We start from the raw sequence: 26345 nt of genomic DNA on the forward strand, positions 1-26345 counted from the left end.
CTTTTTGTCACGATAATTTACACGTCAACTTTGATTATGATCTAGTCGAAAATAAATTTGGTTGGATGCAATGATTACTAAGTCATTGTTTTGTATGATAATGGATCATTAAGTTACAGAAGCTGATTTTGCGCGCCTCAAGTGTGCAGGTATCCTCAGCAATTAATGTAATAAGTAATTTTTAATGCTGTGATCTTAATGTAAATGGTCTGACCATGAAGTGTAAAAGTGTCAGTTTTCTTTACAAAAAGAAAAATAGAGCAGGAATATGCTTCTAGTAAAAATTAATGATGTATATTTTCGATTCAGCAATTTCTTATGGTAAAATTCCCGAAAAGTTCACTTGTCAGTGAATTTTCTTGGTTTTCTGTAAGAAAGTTACAACGGAATGTACAAGAGTCGTCGGTAATTTAAAGTTGGTATTGAAATTGCGTTAGTGCTTATGAGATGAAGCGGTGCACTAACAAGACTTCAAAAGTAACCCACTTTCAATTATCAATCACTCACTATTCAAGGATGGTAAGTCATGGGAAACGGTTTCGTTAGAAACAATATCAATCAATTCGCTGTTGTATATCGATTTGTTGATTTCTTAATTATTCAGTTAACGCTGCTTGCCGCTTGTAGTGTTTTCGGTGTTGCCATCGATGTTCATTATCATCTGCTCGGTCTAATTGGCAGCACAACTTATCTTCTTTCTGCCGAACTTTTCTGGATTTATCGTTCTTGGCGGGCTGGTACTTCAAAAGAGTTGCTCTTTTATACCGTAGTAAGTTGGGTTGTCAGTGCGGTGATCGTTCTAATCTATCTCTTCCTGACTAAAACCTCAGAAGACTACTCCCGTATAGCAGTTGTTAGCTGGTTGTTTGTTGCGCCATTATTTTTGTGTGCATGGCGCATGGCAATGCGCGCTTTTCTCTATCAAGTTCGTGCCAAAGGTTATAACAGTCGATCAGTAGCCATCATTGGTATGAATGAAAATGCTGTCGCTCTTGCCAACGAGTTAAAACGTAACCCGCAAACGGGTTTTCTCTTACGTGGCGTTTATGACGATAGAGAATTAAATCGGTTAGCAATTCCAGATGGCATGTCTGTCGAAGGTAATATTAATGATGCTATTGAAGCCGTGCAGAACGGTGAATTTGATCAAGTATTCATTACTCTGCCCATGACGGCGAATAAACGCATTGAGCAAGTATTACATCGGTTAGGCGACACCAATGCCGAAGTGCATTTTGTGCCGAATTTCTTCATGTACAACATGGTTCACTCTCGTTTATGTAATGTGGGTAATCTGCAAACCATCAGCGTGTTCGATACGCCAATGCGCGGTGCTACTACAGCAATTAAACGGGCTGAAGATATTTTCTTAGCAACCTGCATTCTCGCTGTAATTGCAATTCCAATGTTAATTATTGCCGCAGCCGTGAAATTTACTTCCAAAGGCCCAGTGATTTTCAAGCAAAACCGTTACGGAGTAGACGGCAAGAAAATCAAAGTTTGGAAGTTCCGCTCTATGACGGTGACCGAAGATGGTGATAAGGTAACGCAAGCGACAAAAGGTGATGCGCGTATAACAAGAGTTGGCGCTTTCCTGCGACGTACATCGCTCGACGAACTTCCTCAATTTATCAATGTTTTGCAAGGCTCTATGTCTGTTGTTGGCCCGCGGCCACACGCTGTAGCGCACAACGAAATCTACCGTAAAACTGTTAAATACTACATGCTTCGCCACAGAATAAAGCCAGGTATAACCGGCTGGGCGCAGGTTAATGGCTGGCGTGGTGAAACCGATACGGTAGAAAAAATGCAAATGCGCGTGCAGTACGACCTTGAATACATTCGAAACTGGTCTTTGTGGCTCGATTTTAAGATAGTATTGTTTACTTTTGCGAAGGGTTTCGTTGGGAAAAATGTCTACTAAAATTAATATTGTAGAATACGCACGCAGGGTAATAATTGTTTGTACAAAACAATCTATTAGCTCTAAAAGTCATAAGAATTTAAATAACGAAATAATTTAAAGGTATTCAGTTGTATACATCCAAGAAAGTTGTATTGAGTAAAAATTATTTAGTAGGGGCATCGGATGCGTGAACTTAATTTTTGCCTTATCTTTTCTACTCTTATGATTTCCAAATTAGCGCTAGCACAAGAGCCTGCCAGCATTGATTTGGGAGGCTTCGAACTTACTCCGCTTGTTACTTATAGTCTGACTCACGATGACAATGTCATTCGCTCTAATTCAAATGAAGAAATCGATAGCTGGATCAATACACTATCACCTGAATTTATTCTTCTGAATAATTATGGCGGTAACTTAGTTCAGTTCGGATATAAGCTAGAAGCGGCAAAGTATATTTCTAGTAAAACAGATAATTATACAGATCATTTTTTAACAGCAGCTTTTGACTACGAACTGAACAGCAGGCACAGATTCAGCACCAATGCGATGTGGGAGGATGGCCATGACAATCGGGGGACAATGTACTCAATCGCTAATGGCGATTTGTTGAATGAACCTGATAAATACAAAAATATCGAAATATTTTCGAGATATTCTTATGGTGCACAAGAATCAAAAGCAGGCTTAGATATCTCCGCGGGCTATATAGACATCGATTATGATTTAGATACAGATCTCTATCGTATTCGAGACCGTTATCTAGCGTTAATGGGCGCTGTATTTTCCTATGATATAGCGCCTTCAACTGAGCTTAGTATAGATTTATCTCGTCAAGTTGTAGAGTATGATTTTGTCATAGATGGTCAAGCCTCTTTAGATAGTACCGTGGACTTGCTGCTATTAGGTATTGAATGGGAATCAACCGCTCAAACATCGGGTTATGCAAAGGTCGGGTATAGAAGAAAGGAGTTTGCTGACCCGCTCAGAACTACATTCAGTGATGTGGACTGGCGCCTAGGCGTGACTTGGGAACCTATAGAGCGGACTGAACTGGAGCTCACTACACTATCGAATACGCGTGAGACTAATGGGGAAGGTAGTTTCATTCAGCAAAGAATTTACAGAGCAGATTGGGAGCACCGTTGGCTCGACCGTGTAGTGTCCACTCTACGATTAAACTATTTAAATAACCAATATATCGGAATTGAAGGTGGTACCTTAAGGGACGACGATATCATTCAGTTTGAAGCTGGCTTAAGTTATCATTTTCGGCGTTGGGTTGAGTTTAATTTAAGTTTTATTAAAAATAAAAGAGATAGTAGTCAGGAACGTATTGAGTTCGACCAAAATCAATTAATTTTCTCAACCACTATTTCCCTTTAATTGGAAGTGTTGTTATGCATCGATTAGCTATTTGGGGCGCTTTAGTTCTCATCTTTTTTTCTCTTAATGTAGAGGCTCAAGTTCCTACTCTAAATCAATATAGGATGGGTTCGGGGGACGTAGTAAAAATAACAGTGTATGGCCAGCCAGACCTATCTGTTGAGACCAGACTCTCCGATGTCGGAACAATTAACTATCCGTATCTGGGGGACATAAAATTAGCCGGTCTTACTATTGCAGAACTAGAAGAGTTTATTTATCAGGGCTTAAAAGGCGATTATCTTATTGAACCATCAGTTTCAGTGACTATAAAAGATTATCGGCCTTTCTTTATCAAAGGTGAGGTGAAATCGCCAGGTGGTTATTCCTATCAGCCTGGTCTGACTGTAGATAAAGCAGCTGCACTGGCTGGGGGATACACTCAAAGAGCGTCTCGGACTAACATACTGATAGTAAGAGAGGTAGATGGAGAGACTATCACCATTTCAGCTGATTTAGCTGGTATCGTATTACCAGGTGATATTGTTACTATTAATCAGAGCTTTTTTTAACAATTCAGTTAATCAAAATTGGAAGTATGTATGTCCCCACAAGGAAATAAAATACAAGATGAGCCTCTCTTTGGGGACAGTTTTTTAGATTTTTCACATTACTGGAAAATTATAAGACGCCACCTCTGGCGAATCATTCTACTGGCATTTATCATCACCGCGTCTGTCGCAGTTTTCGTGATGTCTTTAACACCAGTTTATCAGGCTACTTCATCTTTGCTTATAGAAGTCGATGAAGCAAAAGTTGTCTCAATCGAAGAAATATATGGATTGGATTCCAGTAAAAAAGAGTATTTCCAAACGCAATATGAGATTCTAAAGTCGCGTCAGGTGGCTGAAAAAGTAGTCGAAAAGTTAGATCTGATTAACCACCCCCTCTATAACAAAGATGACAGTTCGTGGCTTAAAGATTTATCAAGTAACATTACGTCCACCATTAAACAAGCACTGTCGTCATCACCCAAGCAAAAGATTAAGAAGAAATCTGAAGAAGAAAAGCTATTAGCAAAAAAACGCTCGGTAGCTAGGCGGGTTTTAGCTGCATTAACGATAACACCGGTTAAAGGTACACAAGTCGTTGATATAACATTTGAGAGCGAGTCTGCTAGTTTAGCTGCCGAAGTAGCGAATACAATTGCTGAAACTTATATCGAAAATTATTTAGATTCTAAATTTAATATGACCTCTAAGGCTACTGCATGGCTTAACGACAGTTTGCTTGGGTTGAAAGCGAAATTAGATGAGTCCGAGCAGAAACTTGCCGATTTCTATGAAGCTAATAAATTGGTGAATCTTGATGGTGTTGCTGGTTTAACGAGTGATGAGTTGCAATTGTTAAGTACAGAGCTTTCGAAAACTAAGACAAACCTGAAACAGAGCGAAATTATCTTTGAGCAAGTTAAGCTGTATCGTGGCAATATCAACGAGCTTGCTAAAATACCCGAGGTACTTAATCATGCTTCTATACAAAATGTTAAACGGGCTGAGTTAGAAGCGGAAAGTAAAGTATCGGAACTAAGTAAGGTATATGGCCCTAAACACCAAAAAATGATCTCCGCTTTAGGCGAACTTGAGTCAGTTAGAGAGAGCTTGAACAAGCAGATAGAAGCGTTGGTATCAGGCATTTCAAAAGAGAATGAGCAACTTAAGTCGAGAGTTAACAGGCTGCAAGCGTCGGTCGATGAATCTAAAGAAGAGTTTCGAAAGCTTAACATGTTGGACTCTCAGCGACGGATTCTTCAACGAGAAGTTGATATTAACCAGCAACTGTACAATTCATTTTTCACTCGGCTGAAAGAAACTAATGAAGTTGGTGGATTCGAAACTGCAAATGCTCGTATTTTAGATGAAGCATTGCCACCCTCTCTGCCGTTTAAGCCTCGTACATCTATGTTTATCATGTTGGCGTTTGTTACAAGTTTAGGCCTTGGGGTATTTATCGTGATATCACTTGATCTATTCAACAATGGCATATGTGGTGCTGATGATGTGGAAAGAAAGCTCGGCCAGCGTATGGTCGGCCAAATTCCATGGCAACCTCACAAGAAGAAAGAAGACTTACCTCTTAGGCAGTACTTTAATAGTAAACATTATTCTTTTACTGAAGCGATTAGAACGGTACGCACAAGTCTTCAACTGCAGAATATTGACAAAGCGACCAAGGTCATCATGGTTACCTCAAGCGTGCCTAAAGAAGGTAAGACCACGCTTTCAATAAACCTTGCTTTTGCCATGAGTCAAGTTGGAAGAACGTTGCTGGTTGAGGCTGACTTGCGAAGACCTACTATAGCTAAACAGTTCGGCTTCCCTGGTTTCCAACCTGGGCTTGTTAATTTAATTTCAGGAACCCATTCGTTAGAGGAATGCGTTGTAAGTGACGTTGATTCAGGCATTGATGTGATCTGTTCAGGTTCAATTCCGCCAGATCCTCAGGAGTTCTTAGCGTCTGATGCATTTAAACAATTTATGTTAACGATGCGGGATAAGTACGATTATATTGTGGTTGATACAGCTCCAACACAAGCCGTCATCGACGCGATAGTGGTATCTAAAAGCTGTGACGAATTACTTTATGTAGTAAAAGCCGATAGCACTAGCGACAAGTTAATTAATAGCTGCCTGAAAAGATTCATCAAAGTTGGACAACGTGTGGGTGGTATCGTACTTAACCAAGTCGATGAAAAGAAAGCATCGTTGGATCGTGACCAAGCTGGTTTTTATGACAATAGGTATGGTTATCATAAAGACACTCGCAACAAAGCGGACAGTTAAGCCAGATACTGTGCAATTGGAAATATGAAGCTATAGCTCTACACGTTCTGCTCTCTAGCGTATAACTTAACTGGTTCGATTAAAAATACCCTTAACACTACTAAAGCTTGAGGGTATTTTTCTTTGTTCATCTAAAAAATTTTTATCAATGTAAAAACACGATAGACGTGGCGCCAAAGAACTTAATTTAGGAGCTGTTGTGAAATATAGAAAGGATATAGATGGCCTACGCGCGTTAGCAGTACTTCCAGTCGTGTTATTCCACTCCGGATTTAATTTATTTAGCGGTGGTTTTGCTGGCGTAGATATATTTTTTGTTATCAGCGGATATTTAATAACAACCATCCTGCTAAACGAATTAGAAAATGATAGCTACTCTATCGTTGATTTTTATGAGCGAAGGGCAAGGCGTATTTTACCTGCTTTAGTCTTCGTCGTAATTTTTACGTTACCATTCGCTTGGTTTTTCTTACTTCCCACAGATTTTATTTCATACGGAAAATCTCTGATCGGTGTCTCCACGTTTTCATCGAATATCATTTTTTCTCGCGAAGCTGGATATTTTTCGCCGGATGTTGACTTGAAGCCTTTACTGCACACATGGAGTCTAGCTGTAGAAGAGCAGTTTTACATTTTTTTTCCTATCTTGCTTTCTATGCTTTTTAAGTTTAAGAAGTTTCTGATTACATCAATTGTATTTATTTTCGTCGCAAGTTTTTTATTGTCGTTATTTTTCGTAGATACACATCCCTCTGAAGCCTATTTTCTTTTACCAACCAGAGCTTGGGAGTTACTAGCAGGAAGCATCTGCTCTTTTTATGTTTTTCATAACGGAAAGTCTGGCTTTAGAGAAAGTACTAATAGTTTACTTTCTCTGGTGGGGTTAGGTTTAATTGTTTTTTCAATATTTTGTTTCGATGAAAATACTCCACACCCTAGTTATCCTGCTATTCTTCCTGTACTTGGTGCATCGCTTATTCTTTTGTATGGAAATTCAGTTGTAGGTAACTATGTTCTTGGGAACAGAATCTTTGTAAGTGTTGGCGTAATATCTTACAGTGTTTATCTGTGGCATCAGCCACTAATTGCATTTTATAAATACTATGTAAGCTATGATTTTGGGCTACTAATTAAGCTTTTGTTTGTCTTCCTCTCTTTGTTGTTTGGATTTTTATCTTACAGATTCATAGAGTCGCCTTTTCGTAAAATGAAGGGCTCAAAGTCAGGATTTTCTCGTCGTTTTATTTTTAATTCTTCACTATTATCCCTAATTTTATTAGCGTTTGTTGGAGCGGTTATTTATTTAAATGCCGGATTTTCTAAGCGTTTTTCTGAAAAGCAAGCCTTTTACAATCAGTACAGCGATTATGTTTCATACCTAAAAGAGAATCATCCAAAGGCACTAGAAACTTGCTTCCTTCAACGAGACGGCAAGTTCTCGGATTACAGCATCGAGTGCTTAAAAACCGGCGATAACGTCATATGGGGAGATTCTCATGCACAAGCAATTTCCCGTGGATTCAAAAACTATTCCCTCATTAGCGGAAGTGCTTGTCCTCCATTATTGAATCAAGACATGCTCACGAGACCACTTTGTAAGCAAAACAATCAAAAGATTGCGGACGTCTTAGTCAGGAATAAGCCCAAAGTTTTGATATTACATGCGTATTGGGCTCACTATGGCGTAGATGGGGTTAAATGGGGGCTTATCGACACAATTGAAAAATTCCGTCATGGCTCTCCCGAAACTTCGATATATATAATAGGTGGTGTTCCTCTTTGGAATGAAAGAGGGCTTCCCTATGAAATAATAGAAGACCTTGCGAAATATAATTATGATGAAAAAGAGATAAGAAAAACCGCTAATGTCGAATCCGTCCAAAAGCTGGATGATGTAATTGTACAAGTAGCAAAGGCTTATCAAAATGTGTCGTATTTACCTGTTCTTCAAAAAGTCTGTGAACGAGAACAGTGTATTGCCTATGTAGGTAAGAAGCGTATTCCTTTTGCATGGGATAACGCTCATTTGACTATCGAGGGTGCAGAGTTTCTCGTTCCATTGATTTCAAAAGAAATAAAATAAAAGGGAGTTTAGTACTAGCGTGGAGCTAAGTTGCTAGTATTCTTTTTTTTTAATGAACAGATTCAGTTATAATTTCAGTATCTAAGTCTCTAATCTCCGCAAAGTCGCAGCTATGGCGCTTCCTAATTTTTATTTTTTAAAACTATGAAGCGCCTGATGATTGTTAATTTGAATCCTAACGTTTAAACCAGTCCCACAATCCCAGCGAAAAGTCCTCAAACAAGTTAATCCCGAGAGCCGACTTCAATAAATAGAGCGCTACCAAACCAATCAACATCGAGATAGAAAGAAACAAGGTGAGGATGAAGGTTTTCATTAGTTTGGATGCTTGTTCTTCATTCCGGGAAAGTTCCCGCTTATTCTTACCTGCAAGAAACACATAATAATATCGGTTCTTGAACCCTTTTACGGTGCCGCGAACATCAATGGGGTGATGTGACCACTGTCTTGTAGCTAAGGCTGCTTTTAGGTGCATTAGCTGCTCTTCAGAAAAAGAATTTCTTATTGTTTCCGGCATAGTACTGAGTAAGTTAGTGATAGCCGGATCGTCCTGAATGCGACCTTTAAATTTTATTGACATTAAGCATCCTGTTTTAATTTAGAATGAGAGCAAATTAAATATTAAATCCACAATTAACCATTGTAAGAGAGTTTTTTATGCAGAAGTTTCACCATTGCTGGGGTTTACCAAAATAATAACCTTGAAAGTAATCAACAAAGAGCGAGCGCAGGCAGTCTACTTCTTCGCGGCTCTCTACAAGTTCAGCAATTACCTGTATTTGTAAGCCGTGCGCAATGTTTACAAGTGAGCGCACAAAAAACTGGTTGTCTTCAGACGTTTCTATGTTTCGAGTAAAACGCCCATCTATCTTGACGAAATCAGGTCGTAATCTTTGCAACGATGTGAGTGTTGTCACATTGCTACCGAATCTTTCAATTGTGAGTTTAATATCTGCTTCGCGTAGTTTTTGCGCAAATTGAATACAGCTCTTTTCGCTATTCTTTAAGCTGTCTTCCCGGACTTCAATTACTAATTCATCGACTCGATGACGAATGTAACTTAATTTTTTAACGATTCCATCTAAATTTGTCGAGTCTGCAACTGTTGCAGAAGAGATGTTTACCGCTAACTTCAAGTTGTGAGAAGCATTCCGTTCATTCTTGACGAATGTTTGTATCTTCTCAATGATTAAATTATCTAACTCGACGGCACGAAAAAGCTTTTCCGATTCAGGGATAAGTTGCGACATGGGTAAGAAATTCTCGCCTGTATTCTCTTTGAAGCGAGCTAAACACTCTGAAAATACCGTTTTACCAGTAATGTCCTTTACGTCCTGAGTAAGGACTGTAATGTCTTTATCTCTGAAAATTCGGTCTAACTCTTCGCGCCACGTCTTGTGGCTTCTTAACTGAATCGTTTTGGGGGCTAATTCCCATCGTTGCGGTAAATGCTTGGCATTGATGAGGGCTGCATCAGCATGTTCGAAAAGCGACTTTTTGTCTTCGCACCCAGTAAAGCCAGCTGCACCAATATGTATGCAACCATCTAAAAACATAGGATGACTTTGGGCGTTTATAGTGGATGCAAGGTTACTTAAAAGCGCCGAGCATTTATCCTCGGCCATTTGACCTGTGATCAAAGCAAAATCCGCCCCCCTTGAACGGAATATCTTACACTCATGATTTTGAGATAACTTGGTCAATTGCGTGCTGATAAGTTTAATGTAAGTGTCGGCCGCGTCAGAACCTAGAGCCTCATTGACATGCTTCAAACTTGAAAGCCTAACAAGAACAAGATAGCCGTGATTCAATTCTTCTTTATCTGCAAAAATCCTAGCCAGCGTATTATCCAGTGCCTGTTTGTTGTCTAATGTTGTCAGTTGGTCCACGAAAGCAGAGTTATAGTAGCTATTCGTCAATGCCGTTAGTTCATGAAATTGCTTGTTTAGTACAACAGCCATTTTATTAATTGCTTGTACCAGTATCTTCAATTCTTTTGTTTTTGGAATATCTACAATGAGCGAGTAGTCGCGAGAAGCGATATTTTGCGACGTGAGTACCACGGCCTTCAGGGGTTTCAGGACAATTTTTGACAGGATATAGACAAGTATTAAGCCGAAACCAAACACCCACGATGTCAGCCACAAGGTTTGCTTAGCACTCTTCCATAGCTGGCCGTAGCCTATCCCGGGATGACTTCTAACAGTTAATCGTCCGGCAATTTTCCAGCCTTCTGTTAACTCTGTCTCCGCAACGGGAGTTGAAATAGGAAAGAGGTGAGTAAACCAACTAGGGACACTGTTTGCCCTTGCAGGGTTCTTTTTCTCAAGGAGGACTTGTTGCTCGCTGTTATATAATGTGACGTTTAGATAGTAGCCCCGGTCGAATATGGCATTTACCATTGTATCTATCATTGCTAGATCCGGTGGGTCATTAAAGTAAGGCAAAATAGAAAGACCTAGGGAAGTAGCCGTATCCTGAGCATGGGAGTTCAGCTGTTCAGCAATAAAGCTACGCGTGTTGTTAACGTTTATCCAAAGCGATCCGCAAAATATAATAACCAAAATGACAAACAATCCAATTCCAAATTGGCGTGCTAAGCTCATAAACTCACCTGCAGTTTTTTAGAAATCATTCTTCCATTCTTTTTAATAAATCTTGCCATTGTTTATGATTCGGCTTGTCTTTCAATAATGTTCCAGTACCTTGTGCTTTTGCAAGCCACAAACCGGCACCATTGAAGCTATAAACGGGCGATAGATCTTTCCGCTGATCTGCGGGAAGTATTTTGGGATGGAGGTTATCCAGCAACAAAGGAATCGAATCTGGCTCGGGGAAGTACGCAAGAACCATGTGAGCTTGATTCAACCTAACAGCTTTTACGTACATAAACCTAAGTTGGCTTTCAGGAACGCCCAGCGACCGTAAAGAAAAATATTTAGCAATAGTAAAGTCTTCACAATCGCCACCTCCCGAAGCTATAAACTCAATTGGCGTAGCCCAATAATCCGGTTTGCCCCAGTGAACCTTGTCGTCAATAAACGTAAACTCATTAAAAAAAAGATTAATCGAGGCTAATTTTTCGTCTTTTGAGGCATTTCTATTTCCTTCCAGTAAACGCTCCCACTCTTGGACACGCTTCGATGCATCAATGCCGTACTTATTGCTTATTTGTTCATGAACAGCTGTCGGTAAGTTGAGGCTAGACAGAGATTGACGTAACCAAATGAGTGGTATAACCAAGCACAGGAACTTTAAACAAATGTTTAATTTAATCACTGATTGTGTATAAAAAAAGTTGGTGGCAGACGCTGGGCGTCATTCCCCAACAATTTTCGGCAAGTAGATAAGGAAATCACGCCCGCAAGGCACCTAAATAATGCAAATGAGCTTCTGTTAGAGTATTCTGCATGTACCAAGGATAGGAGCTTTTTAGTCAGTACGCGAATTGTTCTGCACTTTGGTAAATCTTATCCGCCGCATTCGATAAAGATAAAAGGGAATTTTAGTCGTATATGAAAATAACTTACTTCATCAATCATTATCCAAAGGTAAGTCATACTTTTATTCGTAATGAAATTCTTGGGTTAGAAGCGGCAGGCATAGACGTTTCGCGGGTTTCTATCCACAGCGACGACAACATCAGCGTAGATAACCCTGACTATAATGAAAAGCATAAGACACATTACCTCCTCAATAAAGACAAGGTTACACTCTTCAAAGAACTGATTTCGTTTTCGACAAGTAATTTTTCTGCAATATTAGCTTGCCTTAAGCTGTGTTTTAAAATGTCACTCAATTCCGATAGGAGTTTCATTAAAAACCTAATATATATGATTGAAGGGGTTCTGCTTGCAAAAGAAGTAAATTCAAGTCAAAGCAAACATATTCATGCGCACTTTGGCACGAACTCCACCGACGTTGCCATGTATGCCTCCTTAATCGCCAATGTTCCATACAGTTTTACCGTTCATGGACCTGAAGAGTTCGACAGACCCTTTGGCATTAATTTGTCCGAAAAAATCAAACGCGCAGATTCAGTTTTCGCAATAACCAAGTTTTGTCAAAGTCAGCTTTACCGCTGGTGTGAGTATGAGCATTGGAAAAAAATTCGAATTGTTCATTGCGGCTTAGGGGAATTGTTTTTCGACAGCTCATCTAAAATACCGCTGTACTCTTCGGGAGATCGATTAGAGGCGCTAGTCATCGGAAGACTGTGTGAACAAAAGGGACCTATGATCCTATTGCAAGCGCTACCAGAGCTTATTGACGCTGGCATTAATATTCATGTCACCTTTGCGGGAGATGGCGAACTTCGTGAGGTGATGGAACGTTTTATAGTGGCGAACAACCTTCAGGAACAAGTGACAATTACCGGATGGGTAGATTCAAACCGAATTAAAAATTTGTTGCAACAGGCCTCTGTGATGATTCTTCCTAGCTTTGCGGAGGGATTACCGGTGGCTATCATGGAAGCGCTGGCATTAAAAGTGCCGGTTATCACCACGCATATCAATGGCATTCCGGAACTTATTGAGCACGAAAAATCTGGAATACTTATGACGCCAGGGTGTCAGGAGTCACTAGTAGAAGCGGTCAAGACTTTTCATTCTCTTCAAAACGAAGATATCCAATTGCTGATTGATGAGGGTTATCGACGTGTAACGAAAGAGCATAATTCGAGCACAGAGTCCGTTAAAATTAAAAACTACCTTATGCAAAAGTCATCATGATAACTTTTTTCGAAATTTTATTACTCGCACCGCTTGTGTTACTCACCATGTTATTAGTGTCTGAGTTGGTTTTGGGCACTGTGTTTTTTGAGACGTTCAGATCTGAAAGCAATGATGAGGAAAATCGAACGCATAGGAAGGTGGATATCTCGTCAGCCATTTTAATTCCTGCTCACAACGAAGAAGACGTAATCGAAGATACACTCATCAGGTTAAAACAGCATTTAGGCGATCGAGATGTTATTGTCGTTGTTGCAGATAATTGTTCAGATGAAACCGCGCATCGATGTAGACAGCAAGATGTTGTGGTACTAGAGCGGTTTAACGACAAAGACATCGGCAAGGGCTATGCTTTAGAGCACGGACGTCAATGGATCTTAAATAACCTAAACGTTGATGTCGTCGTATTATTTGACGCAGATTGTGAGTTTGTCGGAAGCAGCTTTAATACTCTTATTGATGAGGCTGTACAAAAAAACAAAGTGTGCCAAGCGTGTTATCTGATGAAATCCAGCGGCAAAATCAGAAAAACGAAAGTCGCAGAGTTTACCTGGTGGTTGAAGAATGCCATCAGGCCCCTGGGGCATAAGGCACTGCGTTTTGGTACTCAGATCCAAGGTTCTGGTATTGTATTTCCAACAAGTATCCTAAAACAGACGAGCCTGGCTAGCGGTTCTATCGTTGAAGATCTCGAGCTAGGTCTAAATTTGGCTGTAAAAGGCCACAATGTCCATTACAGTCATAGAAGCTTAGTAATTAGCTTTTTCCCGGAAAATGAAAAAGGATTAGAGGCTCAGCGAACAAGATGGGAGCATGGGCATTTAGCGACCATCAGAAAGCTTCCCCGTCAAATACTCGATTCGCTAATTCGAGGTGATGTTAAATCTGTTTTACAGTTGCTTGATGCAGCCATCCCCCCGTTGTTCAGTTTTATATTATATCAGGTGGTAATGGTAGTAATCGGCATTGGATTTCACTGGTTATTCGATACGAAGCTACTTCTAACAGTTTCTTTGTTATGTCTGGGGCTTAGCTTTGCTGCGTTGTGTATAGTTTGGTTTATGCATGGGCGGAAGATACTTGGCTTCAGCGCGATAATAGAAATAATCAAGTTTCTGCTTTCTAAATTTACGATATACACTAAATTCTTAACCAAGAAACAGTCGAGTTGGGAAAAAACCACCAGAGATAAGAAGTAAGTGCTAAGAATTATGTCGAATTTTAAAAGGTTATATTATTACTCACCAATACTAGTACTTATCCTACTATTTCGTGCATCAATGGATACTGTACTCGCGCTAATGAAAATTGGTCCATTTACTGCTGGCGCTTTACTTAATATTGTAATGCTATGTATTTTGGCCGCTATACTTTATCGGCAAAACTTTAAAGTAAACAGGTTAATCGCTGCGTGGTTACCATTTCTAGCTGTGACCGCGCTATCCCTAGTTTACACTCCAGCATTTCTCGGTGGGTTTAAAATTTTTCTGGTAATGATAACTTATATGGCTGCCTTCGCTATTCCATTCCATTTTATCAAGTCAGAGCAGCACTACATTGAATGTTTAAAGCTCGTTGTTTACTCAGCTATTATTCCAATTGTAGCGGTTAGCTATGAGTTAATATTTCCGGCGGGCAGCATAGATGTTAACGGATTCAGATTTTACTCAACTTTTGAGCATCCGAACATTTTCGCCTTTTATCTGATTACCGTTTTTTCCGCTTGTTTTTATGTTTTAAAAGCTTCAAGCCTTCAAGTTGAGAGCAAGTTTCGTCGGCATTGTTTATATGTATTATTTCTATCCTTAATATGTATAGTTGGAACCAAAACTCGCTCTGCGTGGGTTGCAATTGCTATTTTGCTTTTTCTTTGGGGGGCTTTCAGAGAGAGGAAATATCTCGTTTATTTGATTCTCGTATGTCTTGTCGCTTTTTTTATTCCTGGTGTACAAGAAAGAATACTTGATTTATTCCAAGGAAATGACACAGATGCCTTTATAAATGATTATGAGAGATTGAACTCTCTAGCATGGAGAATGGTTATTTGGGAGAACGCACTTGAAAAATTCTGGGAGAGTCCTCTTTTGGGATTTGGATTTGGTAGTTTTCAATTTTATTCTGGGAATTTTTTCCTTGTCGAAAGCGAAGGGAAAGGAATGGGAGCGCACAATACTTACGTTCAGATTTTATTTGAATTAGGTATGATTGGCTTCTTGGCTATGATTTATCTATTTTATAGATTGTTTTATGCGCTATTTAAAGAAGCTAAATATGCATCTGAAAATATAATTTTTCTAGCTCTATTCTTAGCATATAGTCTTGTTCACTACTCTGATAATATTTTTGGTTATTTGGTTTTTAATTGGTATTTCTGGTTTTTGATAGGTTCTTTTTTAGCCTATTGGCGTCAGAGAACTGTAAGAATAAATATTCAAGATCATAATTGTGAAAGGAAGAGTTAAATTTAAGGTGTATATGAACCTAAATTTAAACTAAAGCTAAAGGTAAACCATGCCTTCGAATTTTAATTTATGAAAGAAAAGAATGTGGTACTCGATGGGTGGCGAGGAATCAGCATCATCTTGGTATTATTGTGTCATTTGTTTCCGCTGGGGCCGAAGGAATTTTCACTGAATCAGGCAACTGGCATTTTAGGTATGGCCATATTCTTTTTTCTTTCTGGCTACTTAATAACCGCGACCTTATCCAAGAATGATTCAGTATTTTCTTTTTTTATAAAACGGTTAGCACGTATCCTACCGCTAGCTTGGCTTTTTTTATTAATTACGCTGCCTTACTACGATGTTGACTTTATGCATTATCTAAGGAATATGTTGTTTGTGGCCAATTTTGAACCGTTTGCCTTAACGGAAGCTACAGAGCATTTTTGGAGTTTAAGCGTCGAAGTGCAATTTTATCTTGGAATAGGGCTTGCTTATGCACTTCTCAAACATAATTTTATTCATATTATCCTCCCTGTAGCACTTACAGTTACGGCGCTGAGAATCTACAACCAGGTCGACTATTCCATTCTTACTATATTTCGGGTTGATGAGATTCTCGTGGGGTGCTTGGCATTTATTTATAAAGAGAAAATACTAAAGATTTTGCCAACTAGTAAAAGCTTCTTTTATTTTTTTCTTTTACTTTTTTTACTTTCATCTCATCGTAATTTTTTGTATTTAAATTACTTTCGTCCCTACTTTTGCATGGTTGTAATTTTATTATCGTTTAGTGATACTTGTGTAATCCATGGAAAATTGAAAAATAAGTCGTTGGTGTATGTGGCAAGTATTTCATATGCATTATATGTTATTCATGGTGGCATTCGATATACGTGGCTTGGCGATGGAGACATTGTAGAAAAGTACGTAAAAAGGCCCTTGTTAATCGTAGTGACGTTTTTGCTAGCCCATTTATCAACTTTTTATTACGAGCACCGAATAATGGAAATTGCTCGTCGTTATACGAAAAAGCATAGAAAATAATTATCTGGTAATATTTCTATATACCTGGCGAGGTATGATTTTCATCTAGGAGAAGAAATTGGCATTTTCAGCTGATATAAAGCGATATGGTGGCTATCGTGCATTTTTTAGGGAGCAATCCATTTGGCCCGTTATGTGGTACCGAGTGGGCGGTAAACTGCATGGGCTGCCAAGCATTATTAGAAAAGTGCTTAGTCTCCCATATTATTTTATTTTCAGGTTTTTAGAAACATTAACAGGTATAAGCATCCCCAAAGAAGCTAAAATAGGTGCAGGAATTAGAATTTGGCATTTTGGTGGGATATTCATTAATGGTGATGCCCAAATAGGTGAAAATATAACTTTGCGACAAGGTGTTACGATTGGAAATAAAGCTGCCTCTGGGGGCAGCCCTACAATAGGCAATAATGTAGACTTCGGTGCATATTCAATGGCAATAGGCGATATTACCATTGGAGATAACGTTACGATAGGGGCCTATACCTTAGTGAATAAAGATGTTCCTTCTAACTCAATTGTCGTGGGTATACCAGCAAAAATAAGCGCTAAAAGCCCTTAGTCACTCTAGCCTATCTTTTTACCATTAGTGTATTATAGCTCTGGTTAGTTTTTTATTATTAATTCAGAGCACAGCATCATCTTTTGCACACAGGACTTTGCAACAATGAAAGAAGTGAAAACCGGAATTGTGAACTTTCATGATATAGGGTTAGAAAAAGCAGCAGAATCCATTATCGAAATGTCTTCCAAAGACGGATTCAGCGTAATCGTGACGCCTAATATCGACCATTTATCAAGATTAAATGGGAATGCAGAAAGTGAGCTTTCTTTTATTTATAAAAATGCAGACTTATCTCTGTGCGATAGCAAGGTTTTGCAGAAACTCCTCAAATTGAAAGGCATAAAAATTGAAAATGTTGTCCCTGGTAGCACATTAACAGAGTATTTGTTCAGTTCTGGTGTCATGGATTCAAAGAAAATATGCATCGTGGGTGCTGACGAAGATGATATCGAATTAGTTAAAGATAGATTTAAACCCGTTGATATAGCACATATTTCACCTTCGATGGGGTTTATTAACAAACCTGACGAAGTAAAGAGTATCGTCGAACGCATCATCTTTTTAAGTCCCGACATTGTTTTTCTCGCAGTCGGCTCCCCGAGACAGGAAATATTAGCAAGTAAGATCAGTGAGAGTTACTCAAGAGGTGTTGGTCTATGTGTCGGAGCTAGCATTTTGTTTTTAGTTGGTAAAGAAAAGAGGGCACCTCTGATAATTCAATACCTTCATTTGGAATGGGCATACAGAGCAATTCAACGACCTAAAACTCTACTGAAAAGATATGCTAAAAATTTTCTCGAGTTACGCTCGATCTACTCAAATTTATAAATATCCTTTAAGCCTTCGAATGCAGAATTCTCTTAGTAGTTCGATGATTAATAGCTAATGTACTTTCATTTCAAGAAACAGGCGTGAACTTGTTGGATCGCTTTGCATCAACTAGACTCAAGGCTAACGTCTTAACAGCAAGTTCTGTTTTTCTCATCTTTGTCTGATCTCTATCTTCAAATATATGTTCTAAGAGGACATCTAATGAAAAATCAACGAAATTTCACTATATCACTTCCATTAGTTGTTTGCCTCTTACTATTGATGTCACTCATGTCCTGTACTAACGTGCCCGAAGAAAGTAACACTGGACAGGCTAGATCGGATAGATGGATTGAGCAAAACGAAGCCAATCACTTGGGTGAAAAACTGACTGGCGTTATATCTAATGCAAAGGCTTCAGGTGTTAGTGTCGAAGTCGCACTGGGCGAATATCTACAACAAAATGATACTCTTGAGTCATTCGACCAATATAAACAAGAAATATTGATGTTGGCCGAACGCGGCGTATTAAACGCTATAGAAAGCCAAGAGTTTGATAAGTTAGGTACACTAAAACTTCTCGACACTTCTCGACGTAATTCAGCCGTGATTGTTCTATATAAGTTATATCCTAACTATGTTGCTCAGCTAAGTCGGGAACTCGAAAAGCGAGAATTACTCACCAAAGATGAGCTCCTTCATATTGCAATGCACTATGACATCGACGTGTCATTAGTACTGCAGGCGACTGCCTCTGGTAACTCTGAAGATATTATGCACATAGGGTGGGGCGGCAGTGGCGCATTTAGCAGTGTTATAGAGTTCGATGGCGATATTTATGCATCTTCCGATGTTACTGGTGTTTGGAAATTTAACGGCTCTGGTTGGACTCCAATGGTTGCCGGTCTGACTAATTACAATGTCACCGGGCTAGTAGAACACGGAGATGCGCTTTTGGCGATAACTAAAAAGGAAGTGCTTCGTTTACAGGAGGATGAAACTTGGTCGCCAATTGGTTTAAAGTTTAAAAGCATGCGCAGTACCACGCTTCAACTGTCGTCGACTTCAGCACAAGGTGTCACCTGTTTTGCGGCTCTACAAGCAAAAATACCTTGTATCGACAGTGCAGGTAATATGACCTCAGCGTCATTATCTATACCAAAATTAAAAGGCGTTTATTTCTGGGACGAAGAGGATGCGCTGTTTGGGTTTTCTGATAGAAAGTTATACAGAGTAAACCGGTTTGACGGTAGTGTGATGCTTGAAAAAACCTTCGATAAAAGTGTCGTTCGCGTTGTGCGTCTCAGCCCAGATGCTATGCCTTTAGTATTTACAGCAAGAGGGGTATTTGAACTAGGGTCTTATGCCGCTATCGATGTTAATTTCAAATATAAAGATGTTGTGAATGTGATGATTGATACAAGTGACCGAATCAACAAACAACACTTTTTTGCTCTTGGTGACCAATGGAACGCGAGTATATATAAGCTAATTGTCGGAGAAAATAGCCTACGGCGGGGCGAGTTAGTAAATGTAAAATACGAAACCAATCAACCCTTTAGGAATTGGAGAAAGTCCATCACGAAACCTGTTGGTATGCCGACAAGCATTGGGAATTCAATATGGTTCACCGATTTCTGGGGAATATACAAACACAATAGTACATCGGGTAAGTTTGATGAGATGTCGTTAGATGCATCAAATTTTGTAGGGACAGATATAGAAATCGATGAAGATAAACTTTATATAACCAGTATGGATAATGGTTTAGTCTCGATGGACGTAAATTATCCAAATGTATTTACTAATATATTTCCTCGTATGGGGTCAGATTGGTTGCATGCAGGACACGTATGGTCTGTAACGAGTAGTCAGGATGGAGTATTTGCCACATTATCACCTTGGAATTTACAGGAAGACTATCTACTTTCTGCAGACAAAAGCAATAACTTCCTAAATCTTCAAAAAGTAGATACCAATTCGAGCCGAACGTCCCCTGGTGCCTTCTGGGGGCAAAGTTACGCACGTAAACTCCTTCATGTCAACGACAAGCTATATACTTATAAAGATGGCAGCAATGGCGGCTTATATAAGATGACACCAAACTTTGCAGGTAGAGAGCTCATCGAGTCAACAAGTAATAAGATATTCACGACCGGGCAGAATCGGGTTTATCGTGCTTTTACGAAATTGGGCAACCAGTTAGTCTCGTATCATATTGATGGCCAGCCAAATCTAAAATTTTTCGATTTGGAAACAGAGTCGCTTGTTGACGAAGTTACAGCACCCTCAGGGCTATGGGCATTCGAAATAAAGGTCGTTGGGGACGACATTTATCTCCTCGGAGCGAGAAATGGCGCAGTTATTTACAAATACTCTAGTGGTACATTTAGTGAGTTCCTGCGAGACGACCTGGCTGATGCTTTTCACTCTATGGCATTCACTCAAACTGGAGATATTGGGTTTGCTGGCTCGGTAAGTTGGGATGGAAATACAAATGGGAAATTGTTTATGCGACACAGTGATGAAGAGTGGCAAAACATAACCTGTTTGTTGACAAATAATAGTGGTGTAGTAGACATAGAGATTGATGAATACAGCGGCGAGTATGTCTATTTTCTACTTCAAAATGGCGGCATTATAAGGATAAAGCTTACTTTTCTTAATGATTTCAGTAGTTGCTGAAAGGTCATAGTACGATGATAGGCATTTTTGTCAAAATATAGCTTAGAGAGAAGAAGGCGAAGAAGGTGTTTTATGTATTCATGGACTAACGAAGCTTCAACTCGATAAGATAATTAAAAACCAATAGAGATCGATTGTTTCCTTTGTAGGAGGAACTAATCGGACTTTGATATGAAAGCATTGTGCAATAGTTAATTCTGATTATTTATACCAGTGTGGCAACAGTTTATTTTGCCGAGTCTGTTGAAAGTGGAACATACTTTATCTTCACAGCCAACTTTTTTGACATCCGGGCATAGCCCGGAAGCTAGTCGAAAACTAACTTAATATGGCGGCACATAGACTGTGAGTTTTAACGCTATGTTAAAGATTTAACAATTTTGATAACATCCTTGTACCTGAAATAAATAAAAGGACTTATTTGTAATTTCGATAAGCGTTTCAAAAACAATTCTCAATCTTTATCGGATTTTAAGTTTTTTCATAAAAACCATATGAAAACTAGACTCAGATAAAGTTTCTTTAGTATCTTAAATCAACCTTAGATTAACTTTGTAGTTTTAAAGTCTACTTTTATTGAGTGAAGTACGAATGAAGTACCGCCGTGATATCGATGGAATGCGCGCAGTTGCAGTCGTTCCTGTTATTCTTTTCCACGCGGGGGCTAATTGGCTGCCTGGGGGATTCGTCGGTGTCGACGTCTTTTTTGTAATATCTGGCTTTCTTATAACCGGCATACTTATATCCGAATTGGACAAGTCCCGCTTTTCTATCGTCCGATTCTATGAACGTCGCGCACGCCGCATCCTGCCAGCCCTATTGGCCATGCTCGTTGCTTCGATCCCCTTCGCGATATGGTTGATGCTTCCAGGCCAATTAGAATTGTTTTCCAAGGCCATGATGAGCATCATGGTCTTTTCCTCGAACATCCTTTTCTGGAAAAACGTAGATTACTTTGCTTCTTCTGCTGCGGAAAATCCTCTGCTGCACACATGGAGTCTCGCTGTGGAAGAGCAGTTCTACGTCATATTCCCGCTTATGCTTTGGGCAATGTGGAGGGTGAGGCGTAAGCAGGTATTGCCGCTCATTATCCTGTTAACTCTTTGCAGCCTGCTCCTCTCCCAGTGGGCCTCATCGCGGTATCCCGCACCGAACTTCTATCTTCTCCCAACACGCGCCTGGGAGCTAGGACTCGGGGCAATCGCTGCCTTTTTAATCCGTCGTCCAAATCATGTACCTCGTCCAGCTCTGTCCTTGCTAGGCCTAATAATGATTTTAGCTGCGACAGCCTTTTTTAATGAGGAGATGCCTGCTCCATCGTTCTACACCCTATTGCCTGTTATAGGTGCTACATTTGTTGTCCTTTATGGTGGAGAATCAGAAGGGAAGCGCTCTCTGGCTGATCGTATCCTATCCTGGGGCCCTTTGGTAGGAATCGGACTAATCAGCTATTCGGCCTACATATGGCACCAACCAATTCTTGCCTTCGCGCGCTTAGCGCAGTCGACTGCACCGTCGATGGCGCAAATGTACGGCCTAGCACTACTATCCCTGATAATTGGCTGGGTAAGTTGGAAATATATCGAGCAACCTTTCCGCCGGCCAGATAAACGCTGGTTGTCTAGCAATGCTCAGCTCTTTTCTGTCTCTGCTACCGGGATGATCGCGCTTTCAGTACTTGCTTGGATTGGAATAGCTGAGAGCGGTTTTAAAAAATCATGGCGCGCCAAGCACGCCGACCAACCTCATCTGATTGCTGCTTTGGACTATCGTGGTGGGCCGGATCACGTTCGCCAGTTCACTGAAGCAGATTGCTTTGCCGATGGAAATGCTTCAGCCGATTTTGAGAAATTTCGGCATTGCTTATTATTGGATGATGATAAGGCGAACTACCTTTTGATCGGCGACAGCTTTTCTGCGCATTATGCCATTGCATTGAGCGACACTTATCCTGAGAATAATATCATTCAAGCTACGATGTCAGGCTGCCGCCCAATCTGGAACGGACGCGGCTCAGCCTCTTGCAACGCAATTTATGATCGCCAAATCCGCCCATTTATCGAAAGTAATGCTACGAAACTGGCTGGCATTATTATATCTGCCCGCTGGCGCGCTATCGATGCAAAGGATTTAGAGAAGACAGTGCGATGGATCATTGGACTAGGTGTCCCGGTCGCTGTCTTCGGACCTAGTCCCGAATACGGATTCGATTTCCCCGCTGTACTGATAAAGGCGGGTACGCAAGTATCCGAGCAGCCCGTTAATTACCTCTCAAGCCCAGAGCGCTGGCGTGTACAAGACATACTAGATAAAGAAGTAACTCGGGCAGGGGGGATTTTTATTCGCGTCATGGATGCGCTTTGTAATAAGGACCAGGCATGCCTTTCATACTCCGACACCGGAGAGCCGATGCACTTTGATTACGGGCATCTGACTATTTCGGGGGCTATGAAGGCTCTTGATTTGGCCCTACCAGACACGTTAGATGAACTCTTCGCCTGTTACGGGGTTCTTAAAGAAGAACACAGACTTCGTTCTTGTAACAGATATCAGCCATCGAGTAAATTATCGAAATAAGTGGAATAGGGAATTCAATAAACATCATGATGCCAAAATTAAAAAGCATTAAAGATAAACTACTCCCTGTAGATTTAGCGCCGTCGGAACGTCCACTGCTGCTTTGTGGAATGGGGCGTAGTGGTACTACATGGGCGGGAGATGTAATAAACTACGACGAAACGTATAGAGTTCTTTTTGAGCCTTTCTGGTCTAAAGAAATAGCGTTGGCGAAGGATTTCCCATTTCCACAATATATAAGTCAAAATGAAAAAAATACCAAAAGAGAAATAAAAGCTAAAGAAATTATTGCAGGAAAAGTGAGCGGAAAATGGGTTGACCGTGACAACGAAAGAATTTTTTATTCGAAAAGACTCATCAAAGACATTCGATGCAATTTAATGCTCGGTTGGTTAAAGAAAATATCGGGAGGGTCGAAAATTATTCTTGCTGTCCGACACCCCATGCAAGTTGCTGCTTCATGGATAAAACTTGGCTGGAAAGCTGCTGAATTTGAGAGAGTTTTGAATCAGCCCGATTTACTTAGGGATTATCCAGAATTAAAAGAATTTAAACAAAAAGTTAAGCCAATTACTCAGCTTGATAGGATTATTTTTTTGTGGGCTCTCTACCATTATATTCCGCAAAAGCAGCTTACTTCGAAAGATGTTTACGTACTTTTCTATGAAAATATATTGTTAGATTTCGAAAATGAGTTAGAAAAATTGTTTGCATATTTGCAATGCGATTATGATATTGAAAAGGTAAGATTAGTTGCTACTAAAGCTTCAAGCACAAACTTTCAACAGAGAAAAATTGGTAATAACAAATATCATCTAATCAATAGCTGGAAGGAAAAATTCAGTGTTACAGAAGTAGCTAGGTGCAATGATATTCTAAATATTTTTGGGCTAGATGATATTTATAACGAAGCCGGGGAACCTCAATACCGGCTTCTTTAACCCTAAATTATTTTTTTATGTGTTTAATCTCATTGAATACGTAGAGTGTATTCTTAGTAAACAATGTCAGGCTAAATATTGAATATAATACGCAACCCATAAACACTTTAATTATCAGCGATATATATATATCTTGATTTGTTAAATAGATAGCTCCAATCCAATTAACAATTAAAAACATTAGCATAGCTGAAACGAAAGCGGGTAAACAACACAATATAACTTTAATGTAGTTCATTGCAACTATTCTTCTAATCACTAATATTTTATACACAGCTACAACAAACGAACTGATTACCGCGCCCACCGCTAATCCAATCACCGAGTAAGTAGCGCCTATTGCGCTTGTCACTATAGTAATTGACGCACCAATCAGATTAATTTTGAATACTTTTCCAGTCTGTCCTTTGGCAATCAATATAGTAGGCAAAAACCAAGTAGGTAACATAAAAATCGTTGTGAAACTTAGTATTGTAAGAATATCGCCACTGGTATCCCACTGATCACCAAAAAAAATCTCCACAAATTCCTTTCCAACGGTAGCCAGACCAATGAACATTGGGTAAATAATAAACGATGAAACTTTCACAATTCGCTGGTACGTTTGTTCAAATTTGTCACTTTTGATAACACGCGAGAATGACTGAAGCAAAACGGCATTGAGCGGCGTGATTGTAATTTCTTTTGCCAATCGTATTGCCCTCTGAGCAATAGACACGAATGCAAATGCGGCAGCACCTAAAGTAAATAAGCTAACAAAATTGACTACTCTACTAAGAATGAAAGTTAGAAACGTTTGACCAAAAACCGGTAGGCCGAAATCTACTATTTTTCGATAATGGGCTTTTCTGTAAGTAAGTTTAGGAAAAAAGGGAAAGCTAATCTGGAAAAGAATGGTCGCCAAAACACATTGAATTAATCGGCCAAAGACAACTGACCATATCTCAAAACCGAAGTATATGAGAACTACCGTAACTATGCTACTTAGGATAGTTGTGGAAGAATTGATTAATGTTACCTGTTTATTGTTGAAATCGCGGAGCAACTTAGCTGTACTTACTGCCGAGAGAGAGTAGATGATAGGAACAATTGCCAAAACGACTAAATATTTCCAACTTCCCTGATAGAAATAAAGCTCAGTAACGGGGGCTATTACTAATGTCATTACTAAGGAAAAGCAAATTGAAAGTACAAAAATGACCACCATACAGGCAGAAGCAAGATGGGAATTCCACTTCGGTCGTTGAATTAAGAGTTGGTTCACACCAAAACCACTTAGCGAAACCAGCATTTCTGTTATCAGAAAACAAAGTGCAACTAACCCAAAATCCTCAACGCTAAGAAATCGAGATAGAATGACGAATACAATAAGGGAACTTGCTTGATTGGTAAAACCTAAAATAACATTCCAAATAGAGCTTCGAATGGTTTTATTAGCATATGACATAAAAGTTACTACAGAAAATAGTTAATGAGCAGACAGAAAACAAAAGTCTCAGTTTATTATTTTTTTCTTACAAGCGCTCAACGCTTTTCGATACCTTCCAGCACGAAATAAAAGTAATATTTCTTTTGTGGTGAGTCGCATCTGGGGATAATCATACTTAACTTCAGCTATCGCTATTTTCTCAGAAAATGATAGAGGAGATAGTTTTATCTCTAACCTTGAAAAGGCTTCTCTAATAACACTCGCTTTCTTTAAAGTAATTCTTCCTGCATCGTGTTCAACATCTTGAATATAGGATTTTTCATGAATATTAGCAAAATGGCCAGAATGTTCAGATAAGTATCTTAACCAAGTGTCCCAATCTTGTAGTGCTGGCATCAATGGATCAAATTTCCCTACGCTACGTAATTTTTCTGTTTCTACAAACACTTGATTACCTATTAAATTTGCTTTACGAAGCATCTGAAGTGTAACGATTGATGGGCGTATCAGCTCTTCCGAGTGATTACTATGTTTGAGGATTGTATCGTCAAAGAGACCTACCACTGCTTCCGTGCTGACTAATGAGTGCCAATAATTTACAAACTTCTCTATTCTCCACGGCTCCATATAGTCGTCATCATCCATACCGGTAATGAACTTGCCCTCTGCAATGTCTATTGCCTTATTTCGAGATGCACAAGCCCCTATCGAACTATCATTTAATATTGATTTCAAAGTACCCTGCGCAGATTGCTCTTTCAAATATTCTGCTGTGCAGTCTTCTGAACCATCATCGACGACTATTATTTCAATATTCGAATAACTTTGCTTCTGGACAGAGTTTATGCATCGCTTTAGCAGCGTTAGCCTGTTTTTAGTCGTTATATAGACTGATACTAAATGTTTCATTTTACCTCTTATCCCTA

The 26345-nt window shown here is 39.5% G+C and carries 19 protein-coding genes; 14 read left to right on the forward strand and 5 right to left on the reverse strand.

Features of this window, described 5'->3' with window-relative positions:
• Positions 1–526: 526 nt before the first annotated feature.
• The 5 genes from ACXAGX_RS17665 to ACXAGX_RS17685 all read left to right on the forward strand — a co-directional run bounded on the left by ACXAGX_RS17665 (position 527) and on the right by ACXAGX_RS17685 (position 8194).
• Entirely contained in the window at positions 527–1924 is a 1398-nt protein-coding gene (locus ACXAGX_RS17665) for an undecaprenyl-phosphate glucose phosphotransferase (protein WP_474839907.1), read from the forward strand.
• A gap of 165 nt (positions 1925–2089) precedes the next feature.
• Positions 2090–3289, forward strand: coding sequence for an outer membrane beta-barrel protein (locus tag ACXAGX_RS17670; RefSeq protein WP_474839909.1), 1200 nt, complete (start codon positions 2090–2092; stop codon positions 3287–3289).
• Between the two features lie 14 nt (positions 3290–3303).
• On the forward strand, positions 3304–3840 hold the full coding sequence (locus ACXAGX_RS17675) for a polysaccharide biosynthesis/export family protein (protein ID WP_474839911.1): 537 nt from the start codon (positions 3304–3306) through the stop codon (positions 3838–3840).
• A 30-nt stretch (positions 3841–3870) separates the two neighbouring features.
• Entirely contained in the window at positions 3871–6111 is a 2241-nt protein-coding gene (locus tag ACXAGX_RS17680) for a GumC family protein (protein WP_474839913.1), read from the forward strand.
• Positions 6112–6310: 199 nt separating this feature from the next.
• Entirely contained in the window at positions 6311–8194 is a 1884-nt protein-coding gene (locus ACXAGX_RS17685) for an acyltransferase family protein (protein ID WP_474839915.1), read from the forward strand.
• A 175-nt stretch (positions 8195–8369) separates the two neighbouring features.
• Here ACXAGX_RS17685 and ACXAGX_RS17690 read toward each other — a convergent pair whose 3' ends face one another.
• From ACXAGX_RS17690 to ACXAGX_RS17700, 3 genes are all read right to left on the reverse strand, one after another.
• A complete protein-coding gene (locus ACXAGX_RS17690) occupies positions 8370–8774 on the reverse strand; it encodes a 3-phosphoshikimate 1-carboxyvinyltransferase (protein ID WP_474839917.1) in 405 nt (134 codons plus the stop codon).
• 88 nt (positions 8775–8862) lie between these two features.
• The gene (locus tag ACXAGX_RS17695; protein ID WP_474839919.1) at positions 8863–10800 is read right to left on the reverse strand and encodes a bifunctional diguanylate cyclase/phosphodiesterase; all 1938 of its coding nucleotides are present in this window, start codon (positions 10798–10800) and stop codon (positions 8863–8865) included.
• Positions 10801–10825: 25 nt separating this feature from the next.
• Positions 10826–11437, reverse strand: coding sequence for a transglutaminase-like cysteine peptidase (locus tag ACXAGX_RS17700; RefSeq protein ID WP_474839921.1), 612 nt, complete (start codon positions 11435–11437; stop codon positions 10826–10828).
• Between the two features lie 272 nt (positions 11438–11709).
• On the opposite strand from ACXAGX_RS17700, the gene ACXAGX_RS17705 reads away from it, so the two are divergent.
• The 9 genes from ACXAGX_RS17705 (at position 11710) to ACXAGX_RS17745 (ending at position 23990) form a co-directional block, all read left to right on the forward strand.
• Complete coding sequence (locus ACXAGX_RS17705) at positions 11710–12927, forward strand: glycosyltransferase family 4 protein (RefSeq protein WP_474839923.1); 1218 nt, start codon at positions 11710–11712, stop codon at positions 12925–12927.
• Complete coding sequence (locus ACXAGX_RS17710; RefSeq protein ID WP_474839925.1) at positions 12924–14126, forward strand: glycosyltransferase family 2 protein; 1203 nt, start codon at positions 12924–12926, stop codon at positions 14124–14126. The genes ACXAGX_RS17705 and ACXAGX_RS17710 overlap by 4 nt, the downstream gene beginning before the upstream one ends.
• 81 nt (positions 14127–14207) lie before the next feature.
• Positions 14208–15389 carry an O-antigen ligase family protein gene (locus ACXAGX_RS17715; protein ID WP_474839927.1) on the forward strand — a complete coding sequence of 394 codons (1182 nt, stop codon included), beginning with the start codon at positions 14208–14210 and terminating at the stop codon, positions 15387–15389.
• 69 nt (positions 15390–15458) lie between these two features.
• On the forward strand, positions 15459–16415 hold the full coding sequence (locus tag ACXAGX_RS17720) for an acyltransferase family protein (protein ID WP_474839929.1): 957 nt from the start codon (positions 15459–15461) through the stop codon (positions 16413–16415).
• A 58-nt stretch (positions 16416–16473) separates the two neighbouring features.
• On the forward strand, positions 16474–16974 hold the full coding sequence (locus ACXAGX_RS17725) for a serine O-acetyltransferase (RefSeq protein WP_474839931.1): 501 nt from the start codon (positions 16474–16476) through the stop codon (positions 16972–16974).
• Between the two features lie 105 nt (positions 16975–17079).
• Positions 17080–17805, forward strand: a complete 726-nt coding sequence (locus ACXAGX_RS17730; RefSeq protein WP_474839933.1) for a WecB/TagA/CpsF family glycosyltransferase — start codon at positions 17080–17082, stop codon at positions 17803–17805.
• 204 nt (positions 17806–18009) lie between these two features.
• Positions 18010–20472 carry a hypothetical protein gene (locus ACXAGX_RS17735; protein ID WP_474839935.1) on the forward strand — a complete coding sequence of 821 codons (2463 nt, stop codon included), beginning with the start codon at positions 18010–18012 and terminating at the stop codon, positions 20470–20472.
• A gap of 591 nt (positions 20473–21063) precedes the next feature.
• Positions 21064–23049, forward strand: a complete 1986-nt coding sequence (locus tag ACXAGX_RS17740; RefSeq protein ID WP_474839937.1) for an acyltransferase family protein — start codon at positions 21064–21066, stop codon at positions 23047–23049.
• Positions 23050–23075: 26 nt separating this feature from the next.
• On the forward strand, positions 23076–23990 hold the full coding sequence (locus ACXAGX_RS17745) for a sulfotransferase (RefSeq protein ID WP_474839939.1): 915 nt from the start codon (positions 23076–23078) through the stop codon (positions 23988–23990).
• A gap of 7 nt (positions 23991–23997) precedes the next feature.
• On the opposite strand, the gene ACXAGX_RS17750 is transcribed toward ACXAGX_RS17745, so the two are convergent.
• Together ACXAGX_RS17750 and ACXAGX_RS17755 are read right to left on the reverse strand one after the other, a co-directional pair.
• On the reverse strand, positions 23998–25437 hold the full coding sequence (locus ACXAGX_RS17750) for an oligosaccharide flippase family protein (protein ID WP_474839941.1): 1440 nt from the start codon (positions 25435–25437) through the stop codon (positions 23998–24000).
• Positions 25438–25485: 48 nt separating this feature from the next.
• Complete coding sequence (locus ACXAGX_RS17755; RefSeq protein WP_474839943.1) at positions 25486–26328, reverse strand: glycosyltransferase; 843 nt, start codon at positions 26326–26328, stop codon at positions 25486–25488.
• Positions 26329–26345 lie beyond the last annotated feature (17 nt).

The sequence above is a fragment of the Alteromonas sp. ABV4_515 genome (assembly GCF_056160345.1).